At 59.8% G+C, this 12,320-nt stretch carries 19 protein-coding genes; 6 read left to right on the forward strand and 13 right to left on the reverse strand.

Going from position 1 to position 12,320, the window contains the following annotated elements:
• Nucleotides 1-2 precede the first annotated feature (2 nt).
• The 12 genes from trmD to K3754_RS02845 form a co-directional block, all read right to left on the reverse strand.
• A complete protein-coding gene (gene trmD / locus K3754_RS02790; protein ID WP_259940780.1) occupies nt 3-791 on the reverse strand; it encodes a tRNA (guanosine(37)-N1)-methyltransferase TrmD in 789 nt (262 codons plus the stop codon).
• Nucleotides 788-1,576, reverse strand: coding sequence for a hypothetical protein (locus tag K3754_RS02795; RefSeq protein ID WP_259940782.1), 789 nt, complete (start codon nt 1,574-1,576; stop codon nt 788-790). Before K3754_RS02795 ends, trmD begins: the two co-directional genes overlap by 4 nt.
• Entirely contained in the window at nt 1,576-2,097 is a 522-nt protein-coding gene (gene rimM, locus K3754_RS02800; protein WP_203209137.1) for a ribosome maturation factor RimM, read from the reverse strand. Before rimM ends, K3754_RS02795 begins: the two co-directional genes overlap by 1 nt.
• 175 nt (nt 2,098-2,272) lie before the next feature.
• Complete coding sequence (locus K3754_RS02805) at nt 2,273-2,422, reverse strand: hypothetical protein (RefSeq protein WP_162933416.1); 150 nt, start codon at nt 2,420-2,422, stop codon at nt 2,273-2,275.
• Nucleotide 2,423: 1 nt separating this feature from the next.
• The gene (bluB, locus tag K3754_RS02810) at nt 2,424-3,053 is read right to left on the reverse strand and encodes a 5,6-dimethylbenzimidazole synthase (protein WP_259940790.1); all 630 of its coding nucleotides are present in this window, start codon (nt 3,051-3,053) and stop codon (nt 2,424-2,426) included.
• An 18-nt stretch (nt 3,054-3,071) separates the two neighbouring features.
• Complete coding sequence (rpsP, locus tag K3754_RS02815) at nt 3,072-3,473, reverse strand: 30S ribosomal protein S16 (RefSeq protein WP_259940793.1); 402 nt, start codon at nt 3,471-3,473, stop codon at nt 3,072-3,074.
• 43 nt (nt 3,474-3,516) lie between these two features.
• Nucleotides 3,517-3,813 (reverse strand): chorismate mutase, encoded by a 297-nt coding sequence (locus tag K3754_RS02820; protein ID WP_203209133.1) that lies wholly within the window; start codon nt 3,811-3,813, stop codon nt 3,517-3,519.
• Nucleotides 3,810-4,094 (reverse strand): hypothetical protein, encoded by a 285-nt coding sequence (locus tag K3754_RS02825; protein WP_259940795.1) that lies wholly within the window; start codon nt 4,092-4,094, stop codon nt 3,810-3,812. The genes K3754_RS02820 and K3754_RS02825 overlap by 4 nt, the downstream gene beginning before the upstream one ends.
• The gene (locus K3754_RS02830) at nt 4,091-4,594 is read right to left on the reverse strand and encodes a GNAT family N-acetyltransferase (protein ID WP_259940798.1); all 504 of its coding nucleotides are present in this window, start codon (nt 4,592-4,594) and stop codon (nt 4,091-4,093) included. The genes K3754_RS02825 and K3754_RS02830 overlap by 4 nt, the downstream gene beginning before the upstream one ends.
• Entirely contained in the window at nt 4,591-4,923 is a 333-nt protein-coding gene (locus K3754_RS02835) for an NIPSNAP family protein (protein WP_259940801.1), read from the reverse strand. The genes K3754_RS02830 and K3754_RS02835 overlap by 4 nt, the downstream gene beginning before the upstream one ends.
• The gene (gene ffh / locus K3754_RS02840; protein WP_259940805.1) at nt 4,920-6,419 is read right to left on the reverse strand and encodes a signal recognition particle protein; all 1,500 of its coding nucleotides are present in this window, start codon (nt 6,417-6,419) and stop codon (nt 4,920-4,922) included. The genes K3754_RS02835 and ffh overlap by 4 nt, the downstream gene beginning before the upstream one ends.
• Nucleotides 6,420-6,577: 158 nt before the next feature.
• Entirely contained in the window at nt 6,578-7,069 is a 492-nt protein-coding gene (locus K3754_RS02845) for a hypothetical protein (protein WP_259940808.1), read from the reverse strand.
• A gap of 81 nt (nt 7,070-7,150) precedes the next feature.
• On the opposite strand from K3754_RS02845, the gene K3754_RS02850 reads away from it, so the two are divergent.
• Both K3754_RS02850 and K3754_RS02855 read left to right on the forward strand, forming a co-directional pair.
• Nucleotides 7,151-8,029 carry a LysR family transcriptional regulator gene (locus K3754_RS02850; RefSeq protein WP_259940810.1) on the forward strand — a complete coding sequence of 293 codons (879 nt, stop codon included), beginning with the start codon at nt 7,151-7,153 and terminating at the stop codon, nt 8,027-8,029.
• Nucleotides 8,030-8,055: 26 nt separating this feature from the next.
• Entirely contained in the window at nt 8,056-8,925 is an 870-nt protein-coding gene (locus K3754_RS02855; RefSeq protein WP_259943214.1) for a DMT family transporter, read from the forward strand.
• Between the two features lie 135 nt (nt 8,926-9,060).
• On the opposite strand, the gene K3754_RS02860 is transcribed toward K3754_RS02855, so the two are convergent.
• Nucleotides 9,061-9,420: a metalloregulator ArsR/SmtB family transcription factor gene (locus tag K3754_RS02860; RefSeq protein ID WP_259940812.1), complete on the reverse strand. Its 360-nt coding sequence runs from the start codon at nt 9,418-9,420 to the stop codon at nt 9,061-9,063.
• Nucleotides 9,421-9,797: 377 nt separating this feature from the next.
• Between K3754_RS02860 and K3754_RS02865 the strand changes: the two genes are divergently transcribed.
• The 4 genes from K3754_RS02865 (at nt 9,798) to K3754_RS02880 (ending at nt 12,278) form a co-directional block, all read left to right on the forward strand.
• Nucleotides 9,798-10,697, forward strand: coding sequence for a LysR substrate-binding domain-containing protein (locus K3754_RS02865; RefSeq protein WP_259940814.1), 900 nt, complete (start codon nt 9,798-9,800; stop codon nt 10,695-10,697).
• Between the two features lie 185 nt (nt 10,698-10,882).
• Nucleotides 10,883-11,209: an AtpZ/AtpI family protein gene (locus K3754_RS02870; protein WP_203209124.1), complete on the forward strand. Its 327-nt coding sequence runs from the start codon at nt 10,883-10,885 to the stop codon at nt 11,207-11,209.
• Nucleotides 11,210-11,236: 27 nt separating this feature from the next.
• Nucleotides 11,237-11,995 (forward strand): F0F1 ATP synthase subunit A, encoded by a 759-nt coding sequence (locus K3754_RS02875; RefSeq protein ID WP_259940817.1) that lies wholly within the window; start codon nt 11,237-11,239, stop codon nt 11,993-11,995.
• 58 nt (nt 11,996-12,053) lie between these two features.
• A complete protein-coding gene (locus K3754_RS02880; RefSeq protein ID WP_025046967.1) occupies nt 12,054-12,278 on the forward strand; it encodes a F0F1 ATP synthase subunit C in 225 nt (74 codons plus the stop codon).
• The last annotated feature ends 42 nt before the right edge of the window (nt 12,279-12,320 follow it).

Consider the following 12,320-nt stretch of genomic DNA (forward strand, 5'->3'; position numbering starts at 1 on the left):
GATCAGGTATCGCCATCCTCATCCCTGACCAGATCTGGCCGCCGCGACCGCGTGAGAGACAGCGATTGTGCACGGCGCCATTTCGCGATTTCCTTGTGATTGCCCGACATCAACACTGGCGGGATTTCACGGTCCTTCCAAATGGCCGGGCGGGTATATTGTGGATGCTCAAGCAAACCGTTGGAATGGCTTTCCTCGACCGTGCTTTCGGCATTGCCCAACACACCCGGTAGCAGGCGCACGGTAGCGTCGATCATGGCTTGGGCGGCCAGTTCGCCGCCTGTCATCACAAAATCCCCAAGCGAGACCTCGGTGATGCCATAGTGTTCGATGACCCGTTCATCGACGCCCTCAAACCGCCCGCACAGCATGGTCACACCGGCACAGCCCGCCAGATCACGGGCCATCGCCTGATCAAAGCGGCGGCCGCGCGGGGACATGTAAAGGATGGGCCAGCGGCCATGGGCGTGGGCCTGCGCCGCTTCTATTGCGGGGCCGACGACATCAGCGCGCATGACCATGCCTGCACCACCGCCCGCAGGGGTGTCATCGACATTGCGGTGCTTGCCAATCCCGAACTGGCGCAGATCATGGGTGTGCAATTGCCATAAACCGTCCTGCAGGGCCTTACCCGTCAGGCTGGCCCCCAGCACACCGGGAAAGAGGTCGGGAAACAACGTCACGATCCGCGCCTGCCAGACATCCGAGTAATCCGGTTTGTCCTGCATCAGCTCGCGCGGTTGCAGAGTGGCGCGAATGGATTGGCGGCCATGGGACCGTGTCGGTTTCATTTGTCCTGCACCTTGTTCAGTAGTGCCGCCTTGGCGGCATTGCGGGCCTCGGCCCCGTCATGGGTGCGGTTGATCTGCAACATCTGCCGCAGGATGTCATCCTCCAATCGTGTGTTGGCGGGGGGCGGCGCGTGAAGAGTGCCGCGCAGGGCAAGCGGGATGTCACATAGATCCAGCAAGGGATCGGCGGTTCCAAGGGGCAGATCGGCACAGTCTTCCAGCGCGGCATGATGCACCGGCGCGGGCACGCGGCTGGCGATTTCCTGCACCATCTCTTCCAGCTTTGCGGCGGCGGCATATTTGGTCTCAAACGCGGGGTAATCCAGGGTCATTCCGGACGATTTGACATGTTCGGCCCAGGCCGAGCGCAGCCAGGCACCCGGCGCGCGCGTGGTCAGATAGATCAGTATATCGGCTTTGGGGAACCGCTGGCGGGCGCTGTCCCAGAAGGCATAAAGCAGCACGGGCGCAGCGGAATAATCCATCAGGTCGCCGCGACCGGGCAGATGGCCGCAAAGCTCCTCGGAAGAGATAATCAAACTGCGGCGCGGCATGCCGGGCAGCTCGTTCAGCATCGCCTCAAAACGGTCTTGCACCTTGAGCATGGTCAGGGGATCGCGCCATGTCGAATAGCCGCGCGTGGCAGACAGCAAATCCTTGAGATGCCAGCGCAGACGCAGCGCGATGTGTTTTTTCAGCGCGGCCCGGTTCCCGCGCAGGGTGGCTTGAAGGGTGGTCGTGCCGGTCTTGTGAAACCCTGCATGCAGGATGATCCGGCGCGGCATCAGTCCTTGTCCGTTTCCGGCAGTATGCCCAAAGGCGGATCAGCGACGATGCGACCCGCAGTGAGATCCACGGTGGGGACAGCCGCCTTGGTGAAGGGCAGAAAGGTCGTTGCGGAGGTGCCTGCCAACTGCAGTTCCAGAAGGTCGTCGGCCCCGTGGTTCTGAACAGTTTTTACACGGCCCAGCAGCACGCCGCCGGTGTCGTAGACCTCAAGGTCAATCAGATCGGCATGATAGAATTCATCATCAGGCAGGGACGGCATCTGATTGCGGTCGGCAAAAAGGTTCACGCCGCGCAGGGCGTCGGCCTCTTCCTTGGTGGCGACATCGGCGATGCGGGCGGAAAACCCGTTCTTGATGGGGCGCAGGATGGCCAGGGCAAACTGGCGGCTGCCGTCCTCGGACCACAGCGGGGTGTAGTTTTCGATGTCTTCAGGGGTGGCGCAAAAGCTCTTGATGCGCAGCTCGCCCTTGACGCCATAAGCGCCGGCAATGGCCCCTACACAAATTCTGTCGGTCATTTCGACATCTCCACAATTACGCAGAATCCCTGGGACCATTTACCATCAGCCAACAAACACTCGTCTTGCATCGCAGCGACGCTGGCAGATGATCCTGCGAGGAAGCCGGACGCAAAAACGGCGGCGAGCACAACAAACGAAAGCAGCACCTGCCGTCCCCAAGCGCGTAGGATTGTCATTGCAAAAGCTCCGAGTTGACGCAGATCGTGCCGGTCCATTCGCCCTCGCCATTGGCGCATTCAGCGGCCATCTGCATGCGATCATATTTGATGCCAAGACCAAAGCCGATGGCGGCGGCAAACAGCAAGAAGATCAGGCGCAACATATCAGCGTGTCTCGATAATCAGGTGCCGGGCGCGATGTTCCCAGCCTTTGGTTTCCAGTTCGGGCGTCAGGGTCTCTTCCTTTGGCCAGCCAAGGCAAAGATAAGCCACCAGATGCCACTCTTCCTTGGCCTTAAGATCACGGCTCAGGCGACCCGGGTCAAGCACGGAGACCCAGCCAACGCCCAATCCGTAGGCGCGGGCGGCAAGCCACATCTGGGTGACGGCGCCAACCACCGAATACCGGCGCATTTCCGGCATTGAAGCGGCACCAAGGCCGCTGCCCTTGGTTGTGGTGTCATCGCAAAAGATCGCCAGTTGCACGGGCGCATCCTGCATGCCCGACAGTTTGAGAGAGGCATAAAGCGCCGCCTGATCCCCGTCATAGCCAGCAAGGGCCGTTTCATTTGCGGTTTTGAAATTCTCAAGCGCGGCTTGCCGCGCTGTGTCTGATGCCACGCGCAGGATGCGCCAAGGCTCTGACAGGCCCACGGAGGGGGCAAGATTAAAGGTGTCCAAGCAGGTTTGCACCAAGGCCTCATCCACCGGGTCCGTGCGAAAGTGGCGCACATCGCGCCGCCAACGCATCAGATCGTGCAGCCCGGCACGGAAATCATCACAAAACTGTTCCATGCCGGGCGCTGGCCTTGCTTATTCTGCTGCGGCTTCGTCAGCAGATGCCTCTTCGGCCGGGGCTGCGGCGGCTTCGGCTGCTGCTGCGGCTTTGGCGGCTTTCTCTTCTACACGTTCCTGGGCTTTCTTGCCCGGTGTGCCCTTCTTGGGGTTGTTGCGCGCAACTTTTTCTTTCACGCCAGCCGCTTCGAGCATACGTGCAACGCGCTCTGTTGGCTGGGCGCCTTTGGAGATCCAGTCCTGGATCTTTTCAATGTCCATTTTCACGCGCTCTTCGCTGTCTTTCGGCAGCAGCGGGTTATATGTGCCCAGCTTTTCGATGAAACGGCCATCGCGTGGCATGCGGCTGTCCGCTGCAACGATACGGTAGAAGGGGCGCTTTTTGGAGCCGCCGCGGGCGAGACGAATTTTCATAGCCATGGTGTGTAGTCCTTTTGGGTTTGTTGCCGGGGTGAACCCCGGCTTACGATTGGTGCTTTTTGTGGTGCTGAATGACTTCAGCGATGATGAAGTTGAGAAACTTCTTGGCGAATTCGGGATCGAGGTCGGCCTCTTTCGCCAAATCTTCGAGCCGTGCGATCTGATCCGCTTCGCGGTTTGGATCGGACGGGGGAAGGTCGTGTTCGGCTTTGAGTTTCCCCACAGCCTGTGTGTGTTTGAAGCGCTCGCCCAGGGTAAAGACGAGGATCGCGTCGAGCCGGTCGATGGAGGCGCGGTGACCTTTGAGCACCTCGGCGGCGCGGGTTACTGGATCGGTCATGCGAAGTCCCTCCGGTCATTGGACGTGATCCCATTGCCGCGCTGACGCGCGATGAGATTATGGGTGCCTGTTGCATCCTGAGCCCGCGTCATCGGCGCGGCGGCCGTTGATAGGGCAGTGGCCCGTTTTGCGCTGAGGTGCTTGAGCCGCAGGTCTGCGCTCAAGGCACCTGTGCGAGGGTGGGTGGCGATTCCGCCCAGCGTCAAGGACAGGCCAATCAAAGATTGGTCGCTGCGCGATCCTTGACCCTGGGCAGAATCACCTTTGAAAATACGGGTCATTGGGACACCTCATGGCGGTAGACCACATCGGTCTCGTCATGTGGGATGGCCGTAGGGTCAAGCTGTGCCCCGAGCCGCTGGGCCAGTGCGATGGACCGTGTGTTGTCCTTGTGGATGTAGCTGACAAGGCTTGCCGGTTTGAGTGTGCTGCGGGCATAACCCAGGGCGAGCCTGGCCGCTTCGCCTGCGATACCGCGCCCTTCGAAGCCGTCAAAGACCATCCAGCCAAGTTCTGTTTCGGCAAAATGCGGGGGGTGGGTCAGGGCCACCTGACCGGCGAGATCGCCGTCCAGGGTTTCAATGGCCCAGCCCCCCATCCCGTTCAAAGCCCAACTGCCGACTTCGGAGGCGAAGCCGTACCACAGGTGTGTCTTGTTGTTCGGCACATCCATCAGGGCGGCGCGGGGCGATTGGTAGAACGTCCAGAAGGCCTCCATATCGGACAGGTGGTGTGGCCGCAGGCGGATGGTGTCGCCGGTGAGGATTGGGGCTTGTGTCATGGCTGGTTGCTTTCCAGAGCGCGGCCTTCAAGCACGGGTCGGGTGAAGCTGCGGTCATAGCGGTGGATGCACTGGGTGCGTTCCGCGAAAGCATAGGCGGCCTGGCATTCGGCGTCTTCTGCCATGCGTGTGCGGTAGTCTTCGTAGGCGGCGAGGCTGGCAAATGAAAAGTGGCAATAGGCGAGGTCATTGGCGCCCTCATGGGGCAGCCAATAGCCGTGATGTGTGCCGCCCATGCGGTTCACGATCTTGATCCACGCCCTTGCGTAGGTTTCAAAATCGTCCACCTTGGCCGGGTCAATTTCATATGTCAGCGAACAGGTGATCATTTCTTTTTGCCAAACCCGGACAGGCCAGAGGGCAGGCCCATACCGCCACCCATGCCTCCGGGCAGTTTGCCGCCCATTTGTTTGGCGGCCGCTTCCAGTGCCTTGGGGTCCATGCCCTGTGCCATGGCGGCCGGGTCCATGCCGCCCTTGCCGAACATGCCTTTCATGGCTTGTTTCAGCATGCCGCCTTTGCCCATTTTGCCCATCTTTTTCATCATGTCGGACATCTGGCGGTGCATTTTCATCAGCTTGTTGAGGTCGGAAACCTCCATACCCGCGCCTTTGGCGATGCGTTTCTTGCGGGAGGCCTGCAAAAGCTGCGGGTTGGCGCGTTCTTTCTTGGTCATCGACTGGATCAACGCGATCTGCTGTTTGAGGATCTTGTCATCGAGGCCCGCGTCTTCGACCTGTTTGGCCATTTTGCCCATGCCGGGCATCATGCCCATCATGCCTTGCATGCCGCCCATCTTGATCATTTGTTCAAGCTGCATTTTCAGGTCGTTCATGTTGAACTGGCCCTTGGTCATGCGGCGCATCATCTTCTCGGCCTGTTCGGCCTCGATGGTCTCCTGGGCCTTTTCGACCAGCGCGACAATGTCGCCCATACCGAGGATTCGGCCCGCCACACGTTCCGGCTCAAAGGTTTCCAGCGCGTCCAGCTTCTCGCCCAAGCCGACAAATTTGATCGGCTTGCCGGTGACGGCCCGCATGGACAGGGCTGCACCACCGCGTCCGTCGCCGTCCATCCGTGTCAGGACCACGCCGGTGATGCCGATGCGCTCGTCGAAATTCTCAGCCGTGTGCACGGCGTCCTGGCCCGTCAGGCCATCGACCACCAGCAGGGTCTCGCGCGGGGTGGCGACATCGCGCACCGCTTTGACCTGTTGCATCAGCTCTTCGTCGATGGACAGGCGCCCGGCGGTGTCGAGCATATAGACATCATAGCCGCCGAGGCCGGCCTGGGTCTTGGCGCGTTTTGCGATCGCAACGGGATCTTCGCCCTTGACGATGGGCAGGGTATCCACGCCGATCTGGTTGCCGAGGATCGCCAGCTGTTCCATCGCGGCAGGGCGGTTCACGTCGAGCGAGGCCATCAGCACCCGTTTACCGTCTCTTTCCTTCAGGCGTTTGGCGAGCTTGGCGGTGGTTGTGGTTTTACCGCCGCCCTGCAGGCCGACCATCAGGATCGGTGCGGGCGGGTTGTCGACCTTGAGCGCGCCGGGCTCGCCTTCGCCTTGCAGCACGTCGATCAGGGCGTCGTGGACAATTTTGACAACCTGCTGACCGGGGGTGATGGATTTGGTGACGGCCTGACCGGTGGCTTGTTCCTGCACTGCTTTGACAAAGTCGCGTGCAACCGGCAGCGACACGTCCGCCTCAAGCAGGGCCACGCGCACCTCGCGCAGGGCGGTTTTGACGTCGTCCTCGGACAGAGCGCCCTGTTTGGTCAGGCGGTCAAAGACACCGGAGAGGCGTTCGCTGAGATTTTCAAACATGGGCACAGGCCCTTTCGTCGGTCGGTTGCGGGATGTTCCTAACTTAGGAACGCCAGCGTGAATGCACAAATGCCCCCGTGGGCGCAACGCGCTGACGGGGGGCGATCCCGACAATAGGCCGGGACCGGAAGGCAATGCTTCCGGGAATTGGGGGCGATTTACGCCGCAGGGGGCGCTGAGTCAAGGGCAGCGAGCCAATCGTTGATCGCCGCTTCGGCGCGGCGGGCGCCACCGCCACTGGAATAGACCAGAGTGATCGGATGGGTGCCTGCATCCATGCCGCCGCTGAAATGCAGGGCTGCACGGTAGGTGTTGGTGTCGCCAGATTGTGAGGTTTCGACAAAGGCCCGGTCGAGGTCGTGCAAATCCCAGCTCCGCCGGTGATACCCAAGCAGCGACTTGCGCCGCAGTTCCACCAGATTGCGGGGGCGGTCGAGGATCAGTTGGGTGCGCCTGATAAAGGCTGTCGTAAAACCGCCGCCCATAACCAGCCCGCCTAAAAGGAAAGCGATGCCGGTGCCCGGTTCGGTCCGGATGGTGACAAGGCCGATGCCGACAAAGACCAGCGAAAAGACAGAGATAAAGATTGCCAGCCAAAGCGGATTATTTTCCACGATAAGCTGTTCGGGTGTGTTGCGGGTGATCTTCATCGTTGCAGTATGCCATCGCATTTTCCCGCGCCAAGTGATTTTACCCTTGCCCCGACCGGAACATCCGGCATTTTGCAGGGCATGGACAATTGGGACGAGATCAGGACCGCCTTTCAGGTCGCCCGGATGGGCACGGTCAGCGGCGCGGCCGAGGTGCTGGGTGTGCATCATGCCACTGTCATCCGGCACATCGATGCGCTGGAGCAGCGGTTGGGCGCAAAGCTTTTCCAACGTCATGCGCGTGGCTATACACCAACGGAGGCGGGTGAAGACCTGTTGAGGGTGGCGCAGTCGGCTGACGATCAGTTCAGCCAGTTGTCTGGCCGGATCAAGGGGCGTGGATCTGATGTGGCGGGGGATCTTGTGGTGACATCGCTGGTGTCACTGGCCGGATATATGGCGCCGATGTTGGCGCGGTTTCAAAAGATGCATCCAGCCGTTGTCGTGCGATATGTGACCGGAGAGCGGTTGTTTCGGCTGGAATACGGAGAGGCCCATGTTGCGGTGCGCGCTGGCGCTGCGCCGGAACAACCGGACAACGTGGTGCAGCCCTTGGTGCAGCTACAAATGGCGGCCTATGCCAGCACATCCTACGTTGAGGCGCATGGGGTACCGGGCGGTTCAGAGGACTATACCAAACACCGCTTCGTCGGGCCGGAAAACCGCGAAAGCCGTGCACCTTGCTATGTCTGGATGCGCGATAATGTTCCGGATGCCTCTGTGACCTTCCGCTGTACCGATGCGGGCGCTGTGGAATCGGCGATTCTGGCTGGGGCAGGCATCGGTTTTATGCCCGTGACCGAAGCGCAGAAACACCCCGATCTGGTCGAAGTCCATGCCGCGCGGGACGTGTGGTCTTCGCCTCTGTGGCTTGTGACCCATGTGGACCTGCATCGCACGTTCAAGGTGCAGGCGTTGCTGTCGTTTATCAAGGATGAAGTCAAAGAGGAGGGCTGGTGAGCCCTGGCGCACAGGGGCATCTGGCCATGCTAGCGTTTTCCGCCCTTGTTGCGGGGTCGTTTTCCTTGGGCGCGATGGTTGCCAATGACATTGCGCCGTCTGCAATCACCGCCTTGCGGTTCTGCCTTGGCGCAGCGCTTGTGGGTTTGATCACCCATATGCGTGGCGGGTTTCGTGCGGGTGATTTTGCGGCACCCTGGCGGTATCTGATCCTGGGCGGGTTGTTCGCGTTCTATTTTGTGATGATGTTTGAGGGGCTCAAGACCGCGCCACCGGTCAGTGCGGCGTCTGTGTTTACTCTGGTGCCGGTCATGTCCGCGATCTTTGCCTGGTTCCTGCTGCGTCAGGTGATGACAGGGCGGATGGCGGCAGCGCTGGCCATCGGAGCCGCCGGGGCGCTTTGGGTGATTTTTCGGGCGGACCTGTCTGCCCTTCTTGGCTTTGATGTCGGGCGGGGCGAGGTGATTTACTTCATCGGTTGCGTATCTCATGCAATCTACACACCCATGGTGCGGCGTCTGAACCGGGGCGAAAGCATTTATAGCTTCACTTTCGGGATGCTGGTAGCGGGCTCCATCGTGCTGCTGATCTATGCCGCGCCTGATCTGGCAGTCACCGAATGGGCCGTCTTGCCGGGAATGGTTTGGGTGACACTGGCCTATATCGTGGTCATTGCCACCGCCGCGACTGCGCTGCTTTTGCAATTTGCCACCCTGCGCCTGCCGTCGGCCAAGGTGATGGCCTATACCTATCTGACGCCGACATGGGTGATCGTGTGGGAAATCGCGCTGGGCAACGGGGTGCCCTCGGCCTTGACGTTGGGCGGTGTGGCACTGACCATTTTGGCGCTGCTGATGCTCCTGCGGGATGACAGCGCGGCACCAAAGGCCGGGTGAGGGAACCTTTTGCGGGTTCAGGCGTTAAGTCGTGCAAAATATGAAAGGCCTCGCCATGCGAAATATTATTTATCTTGTCGGACTTGTTGTGATTGTTCTTGCGATTGTGCAGTTCGTCCTTTGACCCCTACAAAATCAGGCTGATGGTCCGACCGGATCGTCAGCCTCTTCTATTTCGGGCAGCTCAACTGCCAAGAACCGTTCAAACGCCTCAAGGTTGACCGGTTCAAACTGCCCAAACCCCTGCATCCAGATGCTGGCATCGCGCAAGGCGTCCGGCTCGATCTTGCACCATTTCACCCGCCCGCGTTTCTCCTGAGAGATCAGGCCTGCCGCTGTCAGCACCCCCAGATGTTTGGAAATCGCTGCCAGCGACATCTCGAACGGGTCTGCCACATCGGTCACCGCCATGTCGTCCTCCAGCAACATCGCCAGAATAGCGCGGCGCGTCGGGTCCGCGAGGGCGGCAAATACCTGATCCAGCTGATTGCTCATCCTTGGTATCTACATCGCGGCGCAGGTCAGAGCAAAGCGTTTCAGCCGCGCGGGTGATGGGTGGTTTCGGACGGCCAGCGGTGGGTCAGCCGAGAATGTTCAGATGTGGAAAGGCCAATATCACAGGCTTGCCTGATGGATATATCCCGAACATGCGGATGCTTGCGGTATCGCCACTTTCGAGCGAGCCATTGGATTATCTTGCCAAGATGTGCGTTTTCTGAACGTGCGCAATCCCCGCAAGAAACGGCGGTAGGTGGTGTAACGGTCATGAGATGGGCCAATTCTTTGTGACTACACTCTGAATATGAGCCTTGGCGCGGGACGTATCAAAGACAATTGCTTGACAACATATGTCTGGAAAAGTCACATATTTCATGGCCCGAAAACTTCCCCCTCTGAATGCCCTGCGCGCGTTTGAAGCTGCGGGGCGGCATCAAAGCTTTTCCCGCGCAGCGGAGGAGTTGGGCGTCAGCCATTCCGCCATCAGCCGCCATGTGCGCGGGCTGGAGGACCGGCTGAATGTGCAATTGTTTCGCGATCTGCCGCGCGGGCTGGCCCTGTCACCCGACGGCGCGGCCTATCTGGCGCAGGTGTCGCCGGCCTTGGATGCGATTGCCGATGCGACAGAAGGTTTATCAGAGCGGCCCAAAGGCACCGTGACCATCAACAGTGAGCCGCTGTTTGCGACCAAATGGCTGGTGCCGCGGTTGGGGGATTTTTCCCAGGCCTACCCAGAGATTGATGTTCGGCTTGAGGCTTCGCGCCATCTGGCGGATGTGGCTCGGTACGAAGCCGATCTCGCGATCCGTTTTGTGCATCCGGGCGGAGCCTATCCGGGGGCCGAATTAATTAGTGACGCGCCGCTATATCCCTTTGCCGCGCCAGGGGTGGTTGATCTGCCGCTGTCTACGCCTGCCGATTTGCTCAACTATCCACTGCTGCGCGACCGGACCAATGGCACATGGGGCGTCTGGTTTGAAAAGGCCGGCGGCGTGGCGCTGCAAGATGTGCCGCAGCTTACCTGGCGCATGTCATCGGTCCTGGCGGTCGAGGCGGCGATTGCCGGGCAGGGTGTGTTGCTTGTCTCTGCCGAGGTGGTCGCGGGCGAGGTTGCGGCGGGCCGATTGGTTAGGGTGTCGGACATCGGGTTCCGCGAGGGCGGTTATCATTTGATCCGCACCGAAGGGGTGTTGCGCCGCAAACCTGTGCGGATCTTTCGCGAGTGGTTGATGGCGCAAAGTGCGCAGTGGCGCAGCGGCCGATCGCCATCCTAAACCATTTGGTTGAATAACCGCAAAGCGCCGGTATTTACGCAAATGCCCAAAGCTTACAGCAGAATGGCTGATGGGTGGTTTAAAAATGATATGTAAATCAATGTGTTGCGCCAATTGTCACGCATGTTGACTCTGAGCCGCCCCACCATTAGCACAGGCCTCAAGCATCCAGTGGGGATATCGGCGTGGCTGACCCGGACCAACAGCGGCAACTTGAGCAGCTTGAGGCCAAGATCGACGCAGCAAAACAGCGTTCTGCGCCCAAGCCCCGCGCGGATGAACATTATTCTCAGGCCAACTTGGCGTGGCGGATGGTGATTGAACTGGTGGCCGGTCTAGGGATCGGTTTCGGCATCGGATACGGGTTGGACCTGCTGTTTGGCACCCTGCCCATCTTTATGGTGCTGTTTGTAATGCTGGGCCTTGCGGCGGGAGTGAAGACGATGCTCCGATCTGCGCAAGAGATCCAGGACAAGAAAATGGCCGAAGAGGCCGAGAACAAATCGCCCTAAGTGGCGGCAAGAACGAAGGAGCCTGAAATGGCGACAGAGACACCCGGTGCGGAAGAAGGCGGTCTGGTCTTTCACCCGATGGACCAGTTTAAAATCGAACCAGCGTTTGGCGATGGCGCGATCGGCATGTTCACCGTGACCAATGCCACCGTCTGGATGGCGCTGGCCGTTGTTGCAACCTTTGCGCTGCTGGTTCTGGGCAGCTCCAAACGGGCGATGATCCCCTCGCGGATGCAGTCGGTTGCGGAGCTGGCCTACGGTTTTGTCTATAAAATGGTCGAAGACATCTGTGGCAAGGAGGGGGTGAAATACTTCCCCTATATCATGACGCTGTTCATGTTCATTGTCTGTGCCAACTTCCTCGGCCTGATCCCGACATCCTTTACCCCGACGTCGCATTTTGCGGTCACGGTGGTGCTGGCACTGGCGGTATTCCTGACCGTGACCGTGCTGGGCTTTGTCAAAAACGGCGCGGCCTTCCTGGGGCTGTTCTGGGTGTCTTCGGCACCGCTTCCGCTCCGTCCGGTTCTGGCGATCATCGAACTGATCTCTTATTTCGTGCGTCCGGTCAGCCACTCCATTCGTTTGGCGGGCAACGTTATGGCGGGCCACGCGGTGATCAAAGTGTTCGCAGGCTTTGCCGCGATCACGGTGATCAGCCCGGTTTCGGTTGTGGCCATCACAGCCATGTACGGGCTTGAGGTGCTGGTGTCCTTTATCCAGGCCTACGTATTTACCATTCTGACATGCGTGTATCTGAAAGACGCATTGCATCCGTCTCACTAATTCGGGCGATCTATACACCCGTCCAAATACTCAACTTCCAATCGTAAGGAGAATTCACATGGAAGGCGAACTCGCACACATCGGCGCAGGTCTGGCAGCAATCGGTTCCGGCGCAGCCGCAATCGGGGTTGGCAACGTTGCAGGCAACTACCTGGCTGGCGCACTGCGCAACCCATCCGCTGCTGCTTCCCAGACAGCAACACTGTTCATCGGCATCGCGTTCGCAGAAGCCCTGGGGATCTTCTCGTTCCTCGTCGCTCTGCTGCTGATGTTCGCTGTTTAACTCTTAGGTAACGACATCCTTACGAGCGGGCAGGCGTGATAT

It is taken from the genome of Sulfitobacter sp. M368 (assembly GCF_025141875.1).
Classification (GTDB): domain Bacteria; phylum Pseudomonadota; class Alphaproteobacteria; order Rhodobacterales; family Rhodobacteraceae; genus Sulfitobacter; species Sulfitobacter mediterraneus_A.